The following is a 21,291-nucleotide window of genomic DNA, read 5'->3' as shown; positions in this document are numbered from 1 at the left end:
CGGGTACGACCCGGAGCCCATGTCGTAGCACCAGGCTTGCGCAAGGGTTGCATCCGCGCCGACGAGCTCGAGCGAACCGTCTCCGTCGATGTCCCCCGCCGCCACCTGGCCCATGGTGCTCGAGCCGGTGTCCACGGGGAAGCCCGTGCAGACGCTCCCATCGGGGTTGACCGCATAGAGCCAGCCGCTGCTTGTTCCAGCCACTATCTCCAGCTCGAAGTCGGCATCCATGTCGACGATGCTGATACCGCCGCATGGATTACCAATCACACTGGCAGGGAAGCCCGGAAGCAGAGCATGGCTCCCGGCGCCCGACCAGGCGTAGATCTGACCGGGGGTTCCATTCACCCCCGCCACGATGTCGAGATACCCATCCTCGTCCAGATCGCCGATCCCGACCGGACCCATCACCCAGCCCGGTACCGACAGGCTGTGCTCGATAGAACCCGTCTCTCCGCTGAGGATGTGGATCTTGCGGTATGATGTCGGCGCATTCGCCGTCCCGAAGATCACCTCGTTCGTTTCGTCGCCTTCGAGATCAGCGACTACCGGCGAACCGAGGATCTGGCAGTATGGAAACGTCTGCTGCCAGATCGTGGCCCCGGTAGAGCTATTCAGCAGGTAAACGGCACTCTGGTTGGTTGCTGCTGGCATGCCGGGCGAGTAGATGTCCTGGAAGTAGTCGTCTGCGGTTGCGACGAGAACATCGACATCGTCATCACCATCCACGTCCCCTATCACCGGCGTGGCACAGATCGACACGCCCGTACTCGTCGGGGTCAACGTCCTGGACCAGGTTGCTGTCCCTCCAGTATCCTCGAACAGGAAGACAGAACTCTTCAGATCTGTTGTATCACTGATGACGCGTCCAATTACGACCTCGAGATGATCATCCCCGTCTGTATCCCCGACTGACGGCGACGAATAGCTGCAGAAGTACCCGGGGCTGCCTGATGTGCCGCATTCGACGAGCCACCCATCGATATCGTCTCCTGTAGCCACGTCACATGCCTGCCCGGTCCATGATCCCTGATAAACGATATCCAGGTCGCCATCCTCATCCAGATCTGCAATTGCGGGACTGCAGCGCACAGGATACGGGAACCACGGCTCCCAGCTTCCTGAACTGGGCCAGTTGGTGTTCATGCTCGTTCCGTCGTCGTCGAGCAGATGCACCCAACCGTCGCGGTCCAATATCCCGACGTCGAGATCGCCATCACCGTCCATGTCAGCAAGCACCGGCGAACTCTCCACCTGATGATTCAGTTCGCCGTCCCACACCGTCTCCGGCCCGAACGCTATCCCGAAGCCGTGATGAGTGTCCGTGTAGTCCTCGTACCTGTCCATCACCGGAGGATCGGGATCGGCATCCGAGGGATCGAGAAGACCCAGCCCAGTGTTGTCCTTCGCCTTGATCTGCATCGTCAGCCAGCCCGACATCCCCGACGACGGCACATCCACCGTCCCGTGCCAGGTGTCGTAGTAGCCCGACGGCAGATACGTCGATGTCCATTCCACCGTGGCAGGATCGGCCACCAGATATGTCCCGCCCGCCTTCGCGAACCGCACGAACGGCTCCACCGACGTGTCCATCGGCCCCGTGAACACGATCTCGATCTCCAGCGTGCTGCCGGGATCCGCAGGTGCGTCGACCAGCACGTTCTTCACAGGCTCGAATCCGTTGGCAGTCTCTACAGCCTCCCACTCGGCTCGCCATACCTCGGAACGGCTGGCAGCATCCGTCAGCACCACCGACTGGGCTATCTCGCGGGTGTTGCATACCCGGCAGTCGATGCTGACTCGCTGAGAATCCGTAGTGTCCCAGGCGTATGCCGTCACGTCTATCCTGTAGAATCCGTCTGAAGCAGATGAATCCTGCAGGATCGGGTTGTAGTTCTCGCCGGTCCCATCAAGCGCCAGTGCAGTGTTCCAGCAGCCCTCCTCGATATTGCTTATCCCCAATCCGGTCCAGCCAGTGGCATCTCCACAGTTCGTCAGGCAGATGATATCGCCGGAGTAACCCGGGAAGTATGTCTGGAGATCGGGGAATCTGAAGAAGAACTGTCTGTACTTCTCCCAGTCATCATAGTCTCCTACGATTCCGTCGAAACTGACAAGGTACTTTTCAACGAGAACCTGGTCTGAGGCGGGATTCTCACCCTTGAGCACAAGGTCCCATCGAATACGGTAAGGTACGAGCCAGCTCTCGCCGATCCCGGGCTGGATCCCGCAGTCTCCGTATCCCCAGAGACTGAATCCCTGTATGAGGTCGACAGAACCATGGAGGTTATCCGTCGATAGGGTGTCGGCGTATATGTCGGTCGAAACGATCCAATCGTCTTCCCAACTCTCTATTGTGTTGTCTGTCAGAAAGTAACACCATGGATGCTGCGGGCTCTGGGGCTGGGGATCGAACTGCCATTCGTAGTCCGATCCGGTCGCCGAAGGATCGAGTACAGAAAGGGGATTCAGATGCCCAGCAGGCCCGTATGCTGTGCTGAATTCCCGACCCGATCTCATGAAGTGAAGATGAGAAGTAGATGAAGTGTCCTGATGAATGCAGGCGAGCGAGTCGTATAAGGAGAGGGAATCTTCCTTCTCAATACCGAACGGATTCGCCACATGCAGATACGCCCAGCCCTCTTCCGAGTCTAGAGACTCGCAGATGACGAACCACTGCTCCGCGCTTGGAGGGACCCATCCATTACATCCGTTACGTATCCGGCTTCGACCGAGTAGACGACTTCCTCCTGCCCGGGAAGGGTCAGTTCCGTCAGGATTAGGTCGATTCCTGAATGGAAGTTGCCCATTGGATTGCTCGGGGAAGCATCGAGCCATGGAATGTTTGAGCCTCCATAACTACCGTCGATCTTGTGTGTACTGTCGGCAGGGATGAGCGGCCATGGAATAGCCGAAACAAGAGTTGGAAGAAGCATGATCGCAATCATCTGCTTCATTCTACTCACCGCCATCGAGACGGTTCACGATCACGGGAACGCACAGGAAATCGTTCCAGGAGTTGGGTTCGACGGAATCGTAGCACTGGGCGAAAGTGAACGAGCCAGCTGGAGATACGTGGATATTACCTCGGGTCAGATTCCAGCATTGCGGAGCACCGTCTCCATCGAACACGATGGTTCCGAAGCGATAGGGCTGAGACTGCCTCGAACTGAAGGCAACCGTCAGCCCATCGTTCGAACAACTGCCCGCGCGCAGAGACAGATGGTCACCCAGTTCCGAGGTCGAAACGGTCCAGACCTCTTCCAGATTTTCGCAATCGTAAACGAGCGGCCTGTGCAGACCACCGATACAGAGATATCGCTCGTTCTGCGAGAATGACAGGCTATGCCCAACGATGTCCTCTCCGAACCTGTGGAGGAGTTGCCCTGTTTCCCCATCAAGAAGAAAGACACCTCTCTCGGGTATCGAGTTCTGCTTACACGCAACATATCTGCCCGTCGAGGAGACTGCCGGCGCTCCATTCATCACGCCATCGGCCATCGGGAAGCGGGAGAGGATGTTTCCTTCGCGATCGAGAAGGAAGACCAGACCCGTGAATGCTTCTCCGAGATCGGAGCCCTCAGGCACTTCGGTCTCCACCGCGATCAGGCATCCATCGTTGCTTATGGAGATATTTGAATAGCCCGAGAATCCTATCGGAACCTCTTTGTAGGTTCCATTGGGGGAAAGAAGGCAAACGAAACAAGATACTCGTCCGAAAGCACTGTAAATATCATGCCATCCGGAAATCGAAACCCCAATTGATGCATCTCTGCATATCCTTATAAATCTATGCACCATAGCCAGCTGCCCGATCTCCTCGCCAAAGCGGTTAACTAGTTTACCCGGCTCGGAGATCACATCTGTCGGCTGATCCGATCGGTCGTACAGGTATTCTGCTCCTCGACCATTCACCATGAAGTTTTCACGCCAGTAGTCTTCACCGGGAGCAATCCAGTCCGCGTCGATCCTGATCTCGTTCCCTTCCTCGTCGTAGAAGAGGTGCAGGTCCTGCGCGATGACCGCCCTCATCCGGCAATCCAGCCAGTAGCGGTCCTCCTCGGGGATGGTCGAGTCGGCCAGGACTTCGGCGAGCCACGGCATGGGATAGCCGTCAACAAGGGCGGCTTCGAGCTCCTCCGGCGTCTCCGCCCGAAAGAGCTCCGTAACCTGGATGTCGGCGTGGGAGAGGGAGAAGACGAGCGCGAGCGCGAGCAACGGCTTCATTCATGCCCTCCAGTTCCTGATGCAAGGAGATACCCTGACGCCTCCCGGGAGGCAACTGTTTCCTGGATACGATCCGGAGCTAGGGAGAGGGGAGGAGAGGTAGGTAGGTAGGTAGGTAGGTAGGTAGGTAGCGCTTTCATGGATGATGCGTTTTCGTGCCGTCTCACGCACTCCCCTTCGAGCATGTCAGGCAAGACAGCGGTATGCTCATCAACTCAATCATCTGAGTCAAGGGCTGTTGCATGGAACGGATTGCGTCTCCTCTTTGACATAGCGTGGTCGCATGACACAGGTAAAAATTTGACTGAGTTGCATTTGCGACAGCACACAGAGAGTCTGGAGAGAGAGTGCTTTACTCCAAGGCGAGCACTCCAGCTTCTGCATATCATCCAACTGAGCTGAGATGATGCATCTCGTACATCATGGAGAGATATAAAGCGGGCTTTCGCTCATACTGCAATAATCCGAAGGAACCGCGCTGGTATCTTCGACGTGGAGAGGTACCATCCATTTCAAGGAGTCGACTGGCTCTCGACACGGAATCGAGTACATCTCCTTCTTCTCCTCAATCCCCTCTCCGTCATCACGGGGTGTTCCCAGTAGTCGCCCAGCGCCGCGATCTCCTCGAGCTTCTCTTTCGGCAGCTTCAACAGCGCCAGCCACTGGATCACCCGGTCCAGACTGAAGCCATGCCGGGCGGCGAGTTCCTGTCTCGTGAGGTGGTCCGTGGTCATTTCGGCCAGGAGCTCCATCGCGAAGTTGACCGGGTTGCGATAACAGCGGGGATTCTGCCGGGCTATCCTGATGTCAGGTCTGGATATGGAGATCCTGAAAGTGGCACGTGGGCTGGTTCGACTGGACCAAAGGCCGGTGTACCAGATTTGTCTCGTCGGGTTCTTCACCGGGTTCTTCATCATTTAATGGGGCAATGGTCCGGACTAGTGAAATACAACGACTCTAGCCGTCGACGACCAGGTTCCCGACTGAAATCGGACCGAGTAGACCCCAGACGGGCTGCCGCTGCTGTCCCAGATGAGATCCGTCCCCGAGCCCGAAGCCTCGAGAGTAGCCACAAGACGGCCTGCCGTGTCGATGACCATTACCTGCCCCGGGATACCCTCAGGTAGGTCGATCTGCACCAACCCCGAAGCAGGACAAGGATTGGCGGTGATCAAGCTGGATGGAAAGTCCGGGTCTTCGGGAATCGATTCCTGAACGTCTGCTCGTGCGAAGAAGACGCCTCCAGTGATCTGGTTGTTCCAGCACATGTAGACCGAGCCATCCTGATCGTTGCCTGACAAAGCGCATGTGTTGGCCTCGCCGGTCCCGGGGTTCGCCACGGCCGGGGAGTCGCTCCAGGTCATCCCCCCGTCCAGACTCATCGAACAGGTAGCCCATGACGGCCACTCAAGCCCCGTATGCTCGCACCAGGATGCGAAGATCGGCCCGCCCGGCGGGCTCCATACCCCTCCATACCTTCGCCAGTCTTCATCTCCGGCGTCGACGCGAACCGGCTCCGGCAGCCATGTAAGGCCGCCATCCGTAGATCTCTGATATTGGACATAGGCGTGGATCGTTCTTGTCGCGAATTGGGATATCCAACTCAAGCATAGATCGGTCAAGTTGTAGTCCATTCTGATGCTACAATGCTGAACCGGGTATCCCCCTGTCGGGATGGGGATGTTGGGCTGCAACCATGATGCTCCCCCATCGGCACTGATCGAACAATAGATGTTGCTGTCGCCTCCTGTGGGTCTGCCATCCGACCACGCGGCAATGAATGATGAGCCTCCCAGATAGGCAACCTCGGCAGAGTACTGAAGGCCCGTACTATCTCCCACTGGTGTGCCGATCTCCCAAGTCAATCCGCCATCAGTGGAGTGAGTGGAATACACTCGGCGATTGTCATCCATATTCCCATAAACGCAAACCAGGAGATCTCCCTCATTATCGCAAGAGATCACCGGCATGTAACATCGCGCTCCCTCGATGCTGATCCTCACGTTAGGCTGAAGCCATGTTGCTCCCCCATCCACTGACCTGGAGTAGTAGACTGCATACGGTTCGGGACCCCTGTAGTCCTCCCATACCGCATGGAACACCCCGGAGGTGTCTGCGCATACCCTGACTTTGTACGGGCTGGCGTTTTCAGAATCGGTGATCTCCCAAGGGATTCCCCAGGAGGCACCTGCATCAGCAGAAACGCTCGCCCATGCCATCTCGGGCTCAGTGCCGTCACGCCCGTCCCAGACCACGCAGATCCAGCTCCCTCCATCCGAGGCGATGTCGGTGTTACCGATCGTGGGATCTGTGAATGTGTCCAGCCTGACTGGTGCCCCGAACCAGATCGTCGGGTCGGAGACCAGCACGAGCGCAAGGAGTGTCATCGTCAGACTAGACACGGACGGCTACCGATCCCTGATAGGGCAGATATCCCTCCTTGGTCACAGTCACAGTCATGGTCCCCGCGGAGGATGGATCAAGATAGACGCTGTACTGCCCGGAGGAATTCGTTTGCCCGCGCCTGTAGATCACGAAGGAGGAGTTCCTTTCCAGGAGGAGGCACACCCTCGCGCCCTGAATAGGCTGGTTACCGGCATCAGTGACGGTAACCGTGAACTGAACCGGAGCATTAAGTATGGTCACATGCTGTACCGTCATGCCGAGCGGCTCTGTCAGCCACAGGGGGCAGGCCGGATCGCCGATCAGGTTGAAGTTCAGGAGGTCCCACATCGGCTCGACTACGTCACCGGGAGTGATCTCTATGGGTGGGGGGATCACTCCGGGGGGATAGGAGAGCCACTGATCTATGTAGGCCAGCTTGGCCTGATTGAAGACAGTCGCTTGTCCTCTGGCTCCTACAGCTGGTTGCTGATTATACAGAACATCGAGGAACCACCTGTTCAGCAGATGGCTCGGACTCCCTCCTACCTCAAGACTGTTCAGTCCCTGATAGACATTCCCGACATATGAAGGCCCCAGTGGGGCATCTGACGATTGACTGTCGATACCAAGCCATGTCTCACAGATCGTGGTGTCTGCGAGGGGGTTCCAGAACTGGCCTGTACCGCAGTTGAACGCCCAGGCGGTGCAGAACATCCCTCCGGAGCCGACAAGGTCTCTAAGATCCGAGGGGAAGACCTTCTCAGCATCAGTATCCGGGTAGCCGTCATAGTTGGCAGCTAACATGTCCCAGCCGCCATGCCCGCCAAAATCAACTCTCCAGGAACCTCCTCCCGATTCTGCAGAACCGTCGAGAAAAGCCGAGATAGTGGCTGGGGAGATCTCCTCATATGGTGATTGCAGGCAGCCTTCCTCAGCCACCCAGAAGAGGTCATACTGGCTCGGTACAGGTTCAGTAATCTCGACGAAGTGCCGCCACGTCTCCGGTAACTGCTGCTCGCCGTAAAACTGATCTACGTTTGCACTGACGATCAACAGGTCATAGGATGGCTCGGTCTCACGTGGCAAGCGCTTCTGATAACTCACTAGCCTTGTTGCGAGCGCATTGACCTCGATCATCGAGTGAACGGGAATCCTGCCCAGGAGGACGTCCGGGACGAGATCCATCTCATCGTTGAGTGATGGATTCGTCGGGTGATACTGAAGTGGCCCCGGTTTTGTGGACAGCCTGAGGGGCGGTTTGCGTTAGAATCAGGCTGCTTCATCGTTTCCGGTTTCCCGGGTTGAGTATGCGGCATCCGGAGTCCTGTTCCCCAGAGAAGAGTGCTTCCTCTCCGAGTTGTACCATCCCAGATACCTTCCCAGCTCGATCCTTGCCTCCACCATGTCGTTGTAGCTCTTCAGGTAGATCTCCTCGTACTTCACGGTGCGCCACAGCCGCTCGACCATCGCGTTGTCCAGGGCTCGACCCTTCCCGTCCATGCTGATCCTGATCCCGGCGGCCTTCAGCACTCCTGTGAACTCCCGACCGGTGTACTGGCAGCCCTGATCCGTGTTGAGGATCCCGGGACGACCATACCTCTCGAGCGCTTCTTCCAGCGCTTCCACGCAGAACCTCTGATCAAGCGTGTTCGACAGCCGCCAGGAGAGCACCTTCCGGCTGTACCAGTCCATGATCACCGTCAGGTAGCACCAGCCTCGCGGCATCTTCACATAGGTGATGTCCGACGACCAGACCTGGTCCGGCCGCGTGATCGACAGCCCTCGGAGCAGATAGGGGTACTTCTCGTGATCCTCCGACGGTCGACTCGTCGACGGCTGCGGGCTTATCGCTGCAATGCCCATCAGCCGCATCAATCGACCCGCCCTCTTCCTGCCGGCCTTCAGCCCTCGATCCGCAAGATCATCGCTGATCCTGCGAGCCCCCTTGAAGGGATGCGCCGTGTAGATCTCGTCGATCGCCGCCATCAACTCGCTCTGCTCACGACCACGCTCTGCCCGCTTCCGGTACAGCGTCGACCTGCTCACGCCCAGCAACTCACACTGCCGTACCACGCTGATCTCCAGATTACCCTTCTCAACGGCTTCTCTTCGCTCGACGGGCTTCAATCTCGTCAGCTTTTTTTTTGAGCCAGTCCAACTCGACCTTCGCCTGCCCCAGCTGCCGGTGAGCTTCATCAAGCTCACGCTGCAGCTCAGCCTCCCGGCTCCGCCCAGATCCCTCCGAAAACACTTCCGGAGCCCGCTCCAGGAACTCGCCCTTCCAGCGGCTGATCTGAACCGGGTGCACTCCGTACTGCACCGCCAGCTCCGCTATCGTCTTCTCTCCCCGGATCGCCTCCAACGCTACTTTCGCCTTGAACGAAGCACTGTGCACCCGCTTCGGCATGTCCCCTCCCTCGAGAAGCCATGCCCAATTCTAACTACTCCTCCTGTCCACCAAAGGGGGCCAGTTCATCCTGTGCGTGTGAGCTCCCTGCGGATGCAATGAAGAGAACGAGGTACAAGTGGGAAAGAAAACGATTCCCGTCCATCCCTGCCACCCCCGTTGCATTCCCTGACCCGCTCCTGATATCGAACCCAATTCCCGCAGTGTCAACGAGAAGCATATCCTCCGAAACCGCCGGAGGGTCCGGGGAGGGCCGCTGCAGGGCCGGAGCTCGCACGGACGAGGCGCGGCATCTATAATCCAGCGCCCGGTCGATGTGCGTGTCCGCGCGACAAGGAGGTGGCAATGTCTCCGGCATTCCTGATCTCCTTAGCACTGCAGTCAGGATCTGTCTTTTCCGAAGGCGTCATGCCGACATTCCAGGCGCAGTACTCCTGGCCGCTCCGGCTCGGAGGCGAGATCGGCGCCAACTTCTACAGCTCCGCCGGATTCCTCATAGCGGCGGGGCCTTTCATCTCTGCTTCGGCTGGGCGCGACGGAGCCAGCCTCAACGCCGGGGTGAAGGGCTCGCTGTTCGCCTTTCTGCCCTATTCCACTGGCGGACTGGCGGCTTCAGGCATGTATCTATGGGATGATCCCGACGCCATATACGCCGGTGCGCGGGTGAGCACGTCCTTCTCTCTCGTCTCGGTCTTCGGGGGAGTCTACAGGCGCGTGTCCGGGGAGGAGAGGGACGACTGGCTGCTCAGCCTCGGCGCGGGCCTGGGCATGCCCTGATCCGTCAGTCGGCCGGACGAGAACGCTTTTAACTCCTTTAACTTTCTCGAGCCTCTACAGGAATTGCCGGCTTCGAGTCAGGGACGGTTCAGGACGTCACAGGTCCCGAAAGGGTGAGGTACGCAGCCGCGGAGGTCAGGGCGAGCCCCGCGAGCAGGAGGATCACCTTCCGCCGCCCTCCGCCCGTCCCGGAGACCAGTGAGTCCATTCCTGCCGCGGAGGCGACGAACATCAGCGGTTCGTAGGGGAACCGGTATCTGGCCTCGTACAGGACAAGCCCCGAAACCGCGACGATCGAGAACAGGGCCGTCAGCAGGGCGGTCCACTGGAACGGGCAGGAGCGTCTCATCCGGGAGAGACCGAGCAGGATCAGGGGAAGAGCGAACATCAGGACAGGGTTGATCCCTCCCCCCCTCTCCGCCGGGGAGAATACCCTGACGGCATCAGCGATGGATTCGAGAGCTGTCCTGAGGGGATGGCGTAACGAGTAGTCGATTCCCAATCTGTAGAAGAGTGCGTCGGCCTCTGCCTCCCCAAGTCCCTCGAACCCGTCCACCGTCTCCTGGTCGTAGAAGAAGGCATGGTATCCGGGTTCGAGGTTGAAGATGGGGACCATCTGCGCGGGATCCCCCCCTCTTTCGGCAAGGTCCCGGAGCGCCGCAGCTTCATTGGCTGCGACAAAGGCCTCCGGAAGCCTGGTCCCGGCATCTCCTCTCACGGCGTCATTGTGTCTGAAATCCCAGAAGAGCCTACCGCCCGCCGTTGATAGTCCGGGAGTCCCGATCACCGACTGATTCCGTATCATCCACGGGACCAGGACGATGGCCACACCGGCAAGCAGCCAGAGAATCCGAAGGAGGCGCCGTGCGGGTATCCCGCCGCTCTTCTCCAGCAGGAGGAAGGGAACCAGAGCCGCGATCCATACGATCGAGTTGACCCTGCAGAGAACGGACATCCCGATAACGATCCCGGACATGAGAATGCAGGCCGTTCCCCGAGGTCCGGCCCATCCTCTGCATTCGGTGAGAAGCAGCAGGGATGCCACGACGAGAAAGGAAAACAATGTCTCGGTGAGCATAACGCCGGTCATCCGAATCGCTTCGGGATTGAGCGCGCACATGGCACCCGCTGCGATCATGGCGGCTGAAGATCCGGCTTTCCGCGCCAGAGCTGCGGAAATCGCCGCCGTAAGAGCGCCCAGGAGGGCCTGGAAGGCCAGTACCGGCCGGTACCTCTCACCGAACATCCTGAACGAGACCGAAAGGATGAACGGATAGAGAGGCATCCGGTAGGCGGTAGGGTGTCCCGGTTCGTTCACGAAGCCGTGTCCTGCAGCCAGGTTTCGCGCAAGAACGGTATCGTGGGCGGCATCCCAGTGCAGGGAAGGGTGCTGAGCCATGAAGAAGGCCGAATATGCCCTGGGAACAAGGGCAACGACGAAGATGGCCAGAATTATCGCAAGATCACGTGCACCGGCTCTTCCCCGGAAGCTGGCTGCCATATCGACCCCGTTCCACCGCATCAGCCTGCTCGATGGTCCTCACAGGACTCCGGACTCCAGAAGCAGACCGACATGCCAGGTTTCAAGACTCCCGGGTCAGAACGCTGATGAGAGGTTTCAGGATTCTTGCGCCCTTCTCCGCCTCCCGTCAACCGAACCAGGGAATCCCACGATCCGTCAACACCTTCTCATGGTGCGATCCAGTCTCTCCATGTCGCATCCCGAGGCCGGAGCCGCAGGTCGTGCGATCCGGAATTAGGTTCCGCCATTTTTCGAGAGGCGCCGGCCACAGGCGGGGCTGTCCGGCCGCCGCCCCTCGGCATCGGGACAGGGCAGGACATGCAATGAAATGCAGTCTAGTATGAGGATGCCCCACCCGCGAATGTTCCCATCCGACCAAGATCAGATCAACTGCACCAGTCGGCCATACTGTCATCCTGCATGCATGCCGTAGTCATTTGCATTCGTATCAGCAAGCTAGTGATACCCTCATATCCATGAGCAACAACAAGATGCCGCTGCATCTGAAACGCTGATCTCCGCACGGACGGAGATCAGCAGGCCTGACAGCTGCCCGCCACCATCACGATGCAATCCGTCTGGCGGGCAGCGAGAAGGCCGGAGCGTACACATGGCTGGAGTCATGGTCTCTCGCTATCCACCTCCAGCGAATAGCTGGCGACGCCTTCATTTCCGCAGACGCGGAAATGAAGGATCTGAAACCAGGAATCGACCGGAGATCAGCGGAGCAGGATCAGCCGGGCGGTCGCCTCCAGCGAACCGGATGTCGCCCGGATGATGTAGACTCCCGCCGGCACGCGCCCGGCATCCCAGACGAGCATCCCGTCCGAGGGTGCCGGCCCGTCGTGCAGGCGCGCCACCAGCCGGCCGTCGACGGCGAAAGCCTCCACCCTGCATTCCGACACGCCCGGGGCCGAGACCGCAAGGGAGACGGGCATCCCTGCACGGGCCGGATTGGAGACGACGCCGAGCACGAGGGAGGGTGTTCCCTCCTCCTCGCCCATTCCGGTTGTCTGGACGTACTTGATGGTGGTGAAGTCGTCTCCGGTTCCCGTGCCGGGGCTGTATCCGGTGACGTAGGCGTTGCCGGCGGCGTCGACCGCTATGGCTGCCGCGCGATCCTCCCCATGCTCCGGGCCGTCGTAGCGGATGGACCACTGGAGCGCACCGGAAGAGTTGTACATGAGCGTGGCGTAATCCCCGCTCGTGCCGCTGCCGGTGCTCACGCCGGTGACATAGGCGTTCCCGGCTCCGTCCAGGACCAGGTCGCGGGCCTCGTCGACCGAGTTGCCGGGCCCGTTGTAACGCGACACCCACTGCTGGGCGCCGCCGGGGCTGTACATCACGGTAGCGTAATCGAAGTTCCAGTATTCGCCCATGCTCGCTCCGGCCGTGCAGACTGCGCCCGAGGCGGAGACGGCTACGGCGAAAGCCTCGTCAGTGCTGATCCCTACCGGGCCGTTGTAGGTGGAGAGCCATTGGGTATCGCCGTTGTCGTCGTAGGCGATCGTGGCGTAGTCGATCGTCTCTCCGCCGGTAATCTCGCAGTAGCTGCCGCCGGTCACGACCACCAGTCCGGCCGGGCTGAAAGCCATGTCGTTGGCATCGTCGGCCATGCCGGCCGAACCGTTGTAGCGGGCCACCCACTGCGCGGTCCCGTCGGCGCCGTACCTTATCGTGACGTAGTCGACGGTCGAGGGGATGCCGCCGTAGCTGTACCATGTGCTGGAGCCGGCCACCCGCACGCCGCCGGACGGATCGGTCGCGATCGCGCAGGCCTCGTCGGTGTGGTACTCGGAACCGTACCGGGCGACCCAGAGCTGAGAGCCGGACGGCCCATACGCAACGGTGGCGTAGTCGAGCCCGGTTCCCGGGCCCCAGCTCCGTCCGGTCACGAACACGTTGCCCGCGGCGTCGACGGCTATTGCGGCCGCCCTGTCGCTCCCGGAGCCCGTGCAGTTGTAACCGACGATCCACTGCAGATTGCCGGATGCGTCGTACTTGATCGTGGCGTAGTCCTCTCCGGTGCCCGGACAGGTGATGTATCCCGTGACATACACGTTGCCGGCGGCGTCAACGGCGATGTCGGAGGCCCTGTCGTCTCCGTTGCCGGGGCCGTTGTAGCGCACCGCCCAGAGCTGCGATCCAGTAGAGCCGTACTTCACTGTGGCCATGTCGAGCGCAGATCCGTTCCCGATGCTGTATCCCGTGACATACACGTTGCCAGCGCCGTCGACCTCGATGGCCGTGGCCTGGTCGGCTCCGTTTCCGGGGCCGTTGTATCGGGCAACCCAGGACTGCACCACACCGTCAGACTGAGCCAGGGACGTTCCGCAGACGAGTGTCTGCAGAGCGACGACAGCGAGGAAACAAGTAGTACGCACGGCCCACTCTCCTCCGATGGCGGAACTGGAATAGTTGTACTGATCTACTCTCGGCCCATCAGTCGGGTTTGTCAACGGATGGAAGCGTCGGAGCTCTGGCAGTGAGAAGAACGGGGGTGCACGCACTCTTGCAGGTCTCGAATGCAGTATATCGAGATGAGCCTGGGGACAGCAGGTTCTCGCAGCGAACCTGCGAAAGCCTCGTCCGCAAACATGCTGGCGACTCGCTCATTCCTGCGTCCGCAGGAATGAGCTGGCCCGGCAGCAGTCCGCCACTCTGCGCACCCGGGAAAAGGCGGACTGCGAGAGGGCCTGAGCAAATATCCGCCGAAGCAGGAATGAGCAGGTCCGACAGCGATTCGACACCGATCCGGTCAACGTGAACGGCGAATCGCGATAGGACCCGGAGCATACTTCCGCAGACGTCCGCAGGAATGAGCCGGCCCGGCACGCTTATCTCCGTGTCGACGGAGATAAGCAGGCCCGGCAGTTGCCCGCCACCTTGTGCATTCACTGCACGGCGGGCAATGGGAGGGCCGAGGCGTACCTACTGCCGGCTCCGCCAGGGAGCCGGCAGAGGAACGTTCGCCATGGCTTACGTCATTGTCTCTCGCATGTTTGCGGAGCAAACATGCTGGCGACGCCTTCATTTCCGCGTGAGCGGAAATGAAGGGGTCACACGTGCATGTGTGAGATGATCGAGTCGACGGTGGACCCGATCGTACCGCAGGTCTCGAAGGGCGCCAGCCCGTAGACGAGAAGCGAGTACTCGTCGGTGAAGACGCCGTACGCCCTCCCCCTGCCCCGGACGGAGCCGTTCTCGGTGATGATGTTGAAGTTCACCGCCACCACGAGACCGACGGAGCCCCCGGTCCTCTCGGAGCTCTCCATGCTGCCCTCGAGCCACGATACCTCACCCATGAGGAGCATTTCGAGAGCTTCGGGGGACAGTTCCGACATCACCCTGCCCGTGAGCCACTGTGCGCGATCCTCCATCGGGATGGACTCGCGCCAGTAGTGGATGCGGAGGTCGAACCCCTCCGCTGAGGGCGAAGCCGCGACTGCTCCGCTCTCTTCATCGATGCTCCCCTCTACGGGAGGGTTCATGCTTCCGGGGAGCCACTCGAAGACGAAGCCGGGATACTCGAGCGTGTAGATCGGGCCGCCGTTGTTGCCGGAAGCGATCAGCGCTCCTGTCAGTATTGCCAGAACTGTGGACATCTTTCCTCCGGTATTGGTGACACTGCGGGATCGAGATAGAATATGTCCTGGAACTCCTTCGTCAACGGAACGGGGTCAGATGAAGCTACCTCCGGCCGCTCCGAGGATACTGGTTATAGAGGACGACCCGGCACTCGGTTCCCTGCTTTCCGAATACCTGACGTCGCACGGCATGGAAGTCAGACTCTCGCCGCGGGCGGAAGGGACAGAACGGGCGGTCGCGGTCTGGAATCCCGACCTGATCGTGCTGGACATCATGCTGCCCGACGGGAACGGGCTCGACGTCTGCAGATCCATCAGGATGACATGGCGCGGTCCCGTCCTGTTCCTCACGGCCCTCGGGGATGAGACCGACATGATCGTCGGCCTCGAGCTCGGGGGTGACGACTACATCACCAAGCCCTCCTCGCCCAGAGTCCTGCTGGCCAGGATAAGGGCGCTCCTCCGAAGGGCCGCGGGCGACTCCGGGGCCGAGACCCTCCTCGCCGGAAGCGTCAGGCTCGACATCTCCAGCAGGAGGGCCTGGATTTCGGACACCGAGCTGGATCTCACCACGACGGAGTTCGACCTCCTCGTCCTCCTGGCGCGGCGAGCCGGGCGGGTGCAGGAGCGGTCGCGCCTCGTCGAGGAGCTGAGGGGCATCGACTTCGACTCCTTCGACAGGTCCGTGGATGTGCTCGTTTCCAGGCTCAGGCGCAAGATGGCGGCGGTCGAGGGGGGCGCGGACCTCATCAGGACTGTGAGGGGCATGGGCTACATGCTCGCCCTGCCCGGGCCGGCGTGAACAGGCTCTTCCTCCGCATCTACCTGCCGCTGGCGGCGACGATCCTCCTCGTGCTCGGCGTGGCATTCCTCTTCGCGTTCAAGATCATCCCCGAGAAGGCCGGGGAATACTACAGGAACACCCTGGCGGAGTTCAGGGACGAGATAGTCTCGCGTGGGTCCCCGGGCGAGGGCGGGATACTCGCAGTCGCCGACTCGATGGGCATAGGCGCGCGAGTGCTGCGGCCGCATGATCCTCGTTCGGGGCTGCCGGCCCCGCCTCCGAGGCCGGGGCACATCTTCCTCCAGGGGCTTCCGGAGGAATGGGGTCTCATAGTCGAGGTTCCCGTCTTCCCAGGCGGGAGGCACGGCCCCAACCGGTACACCCCCCTGCTCTTCGTGGCCCTGCTCGTACTCGCCGAGGGGGCGGTCCTCATGACCTCCCTGAAGCCTCTGCGGAAGAGGCTCTCCCGCCTGGAGGACGCAGCCGCGTCGATAGCCTCGGGGGACCTGTCGGCCAGGGTCCGCACCGAGGCGCACGGGGACATAGTCGACTCGCTGGGCAAGACCTTCAACGGGATGGCCGACCGCATCCAGACCCTGATCTCATCGCACCAGGAGCTGCTGGGGATGGTCGCCCACGAGACACGGACCCCCCTTGCGCGGATGAGGCTCTCCCTGGAGCTGATGCGCGACCGCGGCAGAGCCGCCGATCCGGCGAGACTGGGAGTGATGGAGGAGGACATGGCGAGCATGGACGCCCTCCTGACCGAGCTCCTCACCTTCAACAGGCTCTCGCGGGCTGACGGGACGGGCATGTCGCGGGTCGACCTCGGCATCCTCGCATCCGAGATCGCCGATTCGGAGAACTGGAGCCGGCCCGACGTCGAGGTGAGGGTGGAGGGCGGGGCCGAGTGTACCGCAGACCGCTCGATGGTGGCCAGGGCGCTGTCCAACGTCGTCATGAACGCGGTCAGGCACGCCGCGGGCTCGGTCAGGGTCCGCCTGGCGCGCGGCGGGGGAGGAACCGACATCACTGTCACAGATGACGGGACGGGATTCGATCCCTCTCTGACGGGCAGGCTGGGCAGGCCCTTCGTGAAGGGCCCGGGAAGCCCCGGCTCGGGGCTCGGGCTCGCCATAGTCGAACGAGTCGCTTCGCTGCACGGGGGGTTCGTGGAGTATTCGAACTCCCCCGGCGGAGGGGCTTCCGTCCGGATACACCTGCCCGACCGCTGACCGTTCTCCCGAAACGAAACGCCATGGAAAGAGTGCGGCCGGAACCCGAGGGGTCCCGGCCGCACGAGCCGGTACGGTTGTTACTGCGGGAGCCCTACTGGGCTCGCTCCCTGCGGCCCTTCCAGTCCACGAGCAGCATGCCCGCGACGAAGACCGACGAGTAGGTGCCTACCACGAGGCCCAGGCACATCGTCAGGGCGAAGTCGGCTATCTCGCCCACGCCGAAGATGAACAGGGCGAGCACGGCGAGGAACGTGGTCAGGGATGTGATGATCGTCCTGCTGAGCGTCTCGTTGACGCTCATGTCCACGGTCTCCTCGAAGGTCCGGCCCTTGCGGAGCCTCCTGTTCTCCCTGATCCTGTCGAACACGACGATCGTGTCGTTGATCGAGTACCCGATGATGGTGAGTATCGCCGCTATTATCGTGAGCGATATCTCGATCCGGGCGAAGGCCAGGAAGCCCAGGGTGATCAGCGTGTCGTGGACGAGGGCCAGCACGGAGGCAAACCCCCACTTCAGCTGGAACCTGTACCAGACGTACAGGATGATCGCGACCCACGACAGGAGCACGGCGCTGGTGGCCTTCGACCTGAGCTCGGAGCCCACCCTCGGGCCGATCTGGCGGATGTAGGCCGTCCCTTCCTCTTCGCTGCCCATCGGGGAGCATCCGTTGGCGACCAGGGCGGCGTTGACCTCCTCGGAATCCATGGTGGAGGTCCTGATCACGAAGGCGTTGCCCTCGCCCTCGTAGTCCTCGAGCTGCTGGACCTGCACGCCCTCCAGCCCGGCGCCGAACAGCGAAGTCCGGAGCTGCTCGACCGTCATGCCCTCGGGACCGGTTACGTTGGTCTCGAGGCCGCCGGTGAAGTCTATCGACATCCTGAACCCGCCGTTGAGTGCGAATGCCGCCACTCCTGCGAGGATCAGGGCCAGGGAGATGACGTAGGCCGTCTTCCGGATCTTCACGAACCCGATCTTCGAGCCCAGGAAGAAGTGCAGCCTGCCCAGGCCTATGTCGGTGCGCGACTTCTTCCGCAGGAGGAGTTCGAAGACGCCTCGCCCGAACACCAGCGAGCAGAAGAGGCTCGCGAGGATACCGATCGAGAGGGTGACCGCGAACCCGCGCACCGGCCCGGTGCCGAACCTGTAGAGGATGAGGGCCGTGATGAGGGTGGTCAGGTTCGAGTCGAGGATCGTCGTGAAGGCGCGCGCGAAGCCGGCCTCGACGGCTGGCCTTATGCTCTTGCCCGACCTCCGCTCCTCGCGGATGCGCTCGAAGATCAGCACGTTGGCATCGACGGCCATGCCTATCGTGAGGACGATGCCGGCGATGCCGGGCAGCGTCAGGGTTGCTCCGAGACCCGAGACGCCCAGGCGGGCCAGTGGGCCGGGGAAGCAGAGCGTCGCGAGGATGAGAAGCATGTTCAGGACGAGCCCGACGGTGGCGATCACGCCGCCCGTGCCGTAGTAGACGATCATGAACAAGGCTACGATCGCGAACCCTGCGAGGGCCGCGATGAGCCCCCTGTCGAGCGCCTGCCTGCCCATGCTCGGGCCGATGGTCTGCTCCTCGGCGAGGATCAGCCGTGCCGGCAGGGAACCGGCCTTCAGGACGAGCCTGAGGTCGCGCGCCTCCTCGACCGAGAAGCCTCCGGACAGCCTCGTGCTGGTGCCGGAGATGCGCTCGCGGATCGTGGCGACCGAGTACATCGTGCCGTCGAGGATGACGCTGACCCTTTCCTCGACGTTCTCGCCGGTGATCCTCTCCCAGTTGGCGGCGCCCTCGGAGTCGAACTCGAGGATGAGGTATGGCGCGCTGCTGAGCGACTGGTCGTCGCCCATCCTGATGTAGGCGTCGGTGAGCGAGGCGCCCGTGAGGGCGTAGTACTCGCGCACGAGGCCGGTATTCTGGTCGAATCCCCTGGTGGCGTCCCTCGGGACGAGGAAGAGCGAGCGGAAGGTGCCGGACTGCGTCTCGGTCTCGCGACCGGTCACCAGGAGAAGGTTCCTCGCGGCGAGGATGGAATCGACGTCGGCCCTCGTCACGTAGCTCATGAACAGGTCGTAGTCCTCGCCCGACTCGATCATCCAGTCGCCCGGGGAGATGCTGAGCGAGAGCGCGGAATACTCGTCCGCCCCCTGGATGAGCCCGGTGAACGAGCCGCCTGAAACCGCGGGCATCTCGGGGATGGAGAGGAGGGAGTCCGACGGGAGGGCGGCGGCCTGATCGGCAGGCTGGGTCTCGGGCAGGGAGAAGCCCTCTTCGGGCTGAGTACCGGAGATCGAATCCGCCGCGGGCTGGATCGTCGTGTCCGAAGCCGGAACGTCTCCGTCCACCTGTCCGGGAACGGTCGCGGCCGAATCGACCGCCGGGGCGGCCTCGGCTGCCAGGAGTGCATCGATCTCGGCCAGGGCGGGGACCTCGGAGGGGATGCTCACCCTGGCGTTGGGATAGGCCACGATTTTGAACTCGAGCAGGGCCTGCCTCTCGACGATGGAGCGCGCGCGCGCCGGGTCCCTTATGCCCGGGAGCTGGACGACCATCCTGTCCTGGCCCTGGCGGGTGATGGAGGGCTCGGAGACGCCGAACTCGTCCACCCTGTTCCGGATGGTCTCGAGCGCCTGCTCTATGGCCTCGGAAGGCTCCAGGCCGCCTACGGGCTCGATGATGTAGGAGAGGTACATGCCGCCCTGCAGGTCGAGCCCCAGCTTGATGGTGCCCCTGCTGCGCTCGTAGATCTCGCGGTAGTCGGACAGCGTCTCCTCTCCGCCCTCGGCCCTCATCTCCTCGAGGAGGGCGACGAAGTGGGGATTGTCCGTCTCGGGCTGGACGCTGGCCTCGGCCCTGTCGCGCTGCGTCTCGGGCATGGAGTACCAGTCGATCGTCGGCCATATCAGCAGTGCGGAGATGACGAAGAGGGCGGCTGAACTCAGCAGCCTCCAGTCCAGGGCGGATCGCTTCATGTCCTCGGAACCTCCTGTCGTGTCCCCGCTAGGGCTCTCATGCGCCTGGCGCGCAACGGGGCAGGGGCCCCTTCGCGGAGCGGTATCTGGCCGGATTCTGTTACTGCATCGGGAAGGCGATCAATAACCGCATCAGATTGCCACTGTCAACGATCGCTCAGCTCGTGCCGACGGGTTTCAGCTCCATGCGGAGGGGTCTGCCGTCGGGGTAGGAGGCCAGGAACGTGAGCCCTCCGTCGGGCCGGGTGCGGGTCTCGAGATGCAGGCACCGCGCCTCGGCCAGGGCCGACATGAGGTACTGATTGGCCTGCGTCATCGTGAAAAGCGCTCCGTCGAGGTCGAGCAGGAGCACGGTCGTATCCGCCCTCATCTGGATGCGGGGCATGCCGCCCAGCGCGACACCCCCGCACAGGGCCTCGATCGCGGGCGGCTCGATGCCGGGGCCGGGCTCCTCCGCAGGAGGCTCGGGTTCGTCGGTGAAGAGCATGACGGCGAGCCCCGCCAGGGATACCATCGCGAGCAGGACCGCGGCTACGGATCCGGTTCGCATGGTTCCCGGGGCCCCTTCCCGCCGGCGGCATGGCCGGCATGCTATTCTCTGCCTATCTTCACCGCCGGTCAACAGCGCCACGGAGGTCGTGCAGTGATGCCAGCAATCCTATCGATCATCGTCCTGTCGGCGGGCATCGCAACGCCGCCCTCCGGCGAACTCCCCGCAGCCCTGCCCACCGGCGACGGGCTCTCGGGATACTGGAGGCTGGGCACGGGCGATTTCCTGCCCGAGGGCTCGTTCCGAATCGGCGCCACGATGGGAGCCAGGATGCCCGGAGGCGACTTCGGCACCGCCCCCCTGTCGCTTTCCGCGGCATGGGGCGCCGCGCCAGGCGTCGAGGCGGGTGCGTCCATCCCCGTGTACGTATGGGATTCGGTGTTCGAGGAAGGCCCTGTCGGAGACATCTCCATGGGGGTGAAGTACCTCTACGAGACCGCAAGGGGAGGCACCGCCCTCGCTCTGAAGGGATCGCTGACACTGCCGACCGGCGATGCGCCCAGGGACCGCGGGGCCGAGGCCCGCGCAGGCATCTGCACCAGCACGGTGTTCAGGCTGTTCAGGCTCTCGGTCGATGCAGGCTACTTCGCCTCGGGAGGCGACGACCCCCTCCACGCCAGGATCACCGACGGACTGGACGTGGCGGTCGGGTGCGCTAGCTACGTGATGCCGGAAACGCAGATATGGATCGGGGCGGGCTCGAGGACGGGATCCGACCCCGATGCGGCGGCGGGCATCGTCTGGGCTCCCCTTGACTGGCTGGTCACGGGGGTATCCGCCGAGGCCTCCATGTCCGACGAGCCGGATTTCGGAGCCTCCGTCTCCGCCGCGGTCTATCCCTCCCTCATCTGA

General features: G+C 61.9%; 16 protein-coding genes. 4 read left to right on the top strand and 12 right to left on the bottom strand.

Features of this window, described 5'->3' with window-relative positions:
- From QUS11_08395 to QUS11_08365, 7 genes are all read right to left on the bottom strand, one after another.
- Positions 1-2,622 (bottom strand): VCBS repeat-containing protein (locus QUS11_08395; GenBank protein MDM7993318.1); only part of this gene is annotated, 2,622 nt, incomplete at its 3' end.
- A gap of 336 nt (positions 2,623-2,958) precedes the next feature.
- On the bottom strand, positions 2,959-4,227 hold the full coding sequence (locus QUS11_08390; GenBank protein MDM7993317.1) for a hypothetical protein: 1,269 nt from the start codon (positions 4,225-4,227) through the stop codon (positions 2,959-2,961).
- Between the two features lie 512 nt (positions 4,228-4,739).
- Positions 4,740-5,141: a hypothetical protein gene (locus QUS11_08385; protein ID MDM7993316.1), complete on the bottom strand. Its 402-nt coding sequence runs from the start codon at positions 5,139-5,141 to the stop codon at positions 4,740-4,742.
- Positions 5,142-5,165: 24 nt separating this feature from the next.
- Positions 5,166-6,629 carry an exo-alpha-sialidase gene (locus QUS11_08380; GenBank protein MDM7993315.1) on the bottom strand — a complete coding sequence of 488 codons (1,464 nt, stop codon included), beginning with the start codon at positions 6,627-6,629 and terminating at the stop codon, positions 5,166-5,168.
- On the bottom strand, positions 6,622-7,797 hold the full coding sequence (locus QUS11_08375; protein MDM7993314.1) for an Ig-like domain-containing protein: 1,176 nt from the start codon (positions 7,795-7,797) through the stop codon (positions 6,622-6,624). The genes QUS11_08380 and QUS11_08375 overlap by 8 nt, the downstream gene beginning before the upstream one ends.
- An 84-nt stretch (positions 7,798-7,881) precedes the next feature.
- Entirely contained in the window at positions 7,882-8,739 is an 858-nt protein-coding gene (locus QUS11_08370; protein ID MDM7993313.1) for an IS3 family transposase, read from the bottom strand.
- Positions 8,708-9,019 (bottom strand): transposase, encoded by a 312-nt coding sequence (locus QUS11_08365; protein ID MDM7993312.1) that lies wholly within the window; start codon positions 9,017-9,019, stop codon positions 8,708-8,710. Before QUS11_08365 ends, QUS11_08370 begins: the two co-directional genes overlap by 32 nt.
- A gap of 408 nt (positions 9,020-9,427) precedes the next feature.
- Here QUS11_08365 and QUS11_08360 point away from each other — a divergent pair, with 408 nt between their 5' ends.
- Entirely contained in the window at positions 9,428-9,796 is a 369-nt protein-coding gene (locus QUS11_08360; protein MDM7993311.1) for a hypothetical protein, read from the top strand.
- Positions 9,797-9,884: 88 nt separating this feature from the next.
- Here the strand turns inward: QUS11_08360 and QUS11_08355 are convergent, their stop codons facing one another.
- From QUS11_08355 to QUS11_08345, 3 genes are all read right to left on the bottom strand, one after another.
- Positions 9,885-11,297, bottom strand: coding sequence for a glycosyltransferase family 39 protein (locus tag QUS11_08355; protein MDM7993310.1), 1,413 nt, complete (start codon positions 11,295-11,297; stop codon positions 9,885-9,887).
- Positions 11,298-12,037: 740 nt separating this feature from the next.
- Positions 12,038-13,702, bottom strand: a complete 1,665-nt coding sequence (locus QUS11_08350) for an SBBP repeat-containing protein (GenBank protein MDM7993309.1) — start codon at positions 13,700-13,702, stop codon at positions 12,038-12,040.
- A 675-nt stretch (positions 13,703-14,377) separates the two neighbouring features.
- Positions 14,378-14,923, bottom strand: coding sequence for a hypothetical protein (locus tag QUS11_08345; protein ID MDM7993308.1), 546 nt, complete (start codon positions 14,921-14,923; stop codon positions 14,378-14,380).
- A 79-nt stretch (positions 14,924-15,002) separates the two neighbouring features.
- On the opposite strand from QUS11_08345, the gene QUS11_08340 reads away from it, so the two are divergent.
- Together QUS11_08340 and QUS11_08335 are read left to right on the top strand one after the other, a co-directional pair.
- Positions 15,003-15,707, top strand: coding sequence for a response regulator transcription factor (locus QUS11_08340; GenBank protein MDM7993307.1), 705 nt, complete (start codon positions 15,003-15,005; stop codon positions 15,705-15,707).
- Positions 15,704-16,924 (top strand): ATP-binding protein, encoded by a 1,221-nt coding sequence (locus QUS11_08335; GenBank protein ID MDM7993306.1) that lies wholly within the window; start codon positions 15,704-15,706, stop codon positions 16,922-16,924. Before QUS11_08340 ends, QUS11_08335 begins: the two co-directional genes overlap by 4 nt.
- Positions 16,925-17,018: 94 nt before the next feature.
- Here the strand turns inward: QUS11_08335 and secD are convergent, their stop codons facing one another.
- Positions 17,019-19,889, bottom strand: coding sequence for a protein translocase subunit SecD (gene secD, locus QUS11_08330; GenBank protein ID MDM7993305.1), 2,871 nt, complete (start codon positions 19,887-19,889; stop codon positions 17,019-17,021).
- Positions 19,890-20,046: 157 nt separating this feature from the next.
- Positions 20,047-20,439 carry a hypothetical protein gene (locus tag QUS11_08325; GenBank protein MDM7993304.1) on the bottom strand — a complete coding sequence of 131 codons (393 nt, stop codon included), beginning with the start codon at positions 20,437-20,439 and terminating at the stop codon, positions 20,047-20,049.
- Positions 20,440-20,535: 96 nt separating this feature from the next.
- Between QUS11_08325 and QUS11_08320 the strand changes: the two genes are divergently transcribed.
- The gene (locus QUS11_08320) at positions 20,536-21,291 is read left to right on the top strand and encodes a hypothetical protein (GenBank protein ID MDM7993303.1); all 756 of its coding nucleotides are present in this window, start codon (positions 20,536-20,538) and stop codon (positions 21,289-21,291) included.

It is taken from the genome of Candidatus Fermentibacter sp. (assembly GCA_030373045.1).
Classification (GTDB): Bacteria; Fermentibacterota; Fermentibacteria; order Fermentibacterales; family Fermentibacteraceae; genus Fermentibacter.
This window is presented reverse-complemented; position numbering and strand designations above follow the sequence as displayed.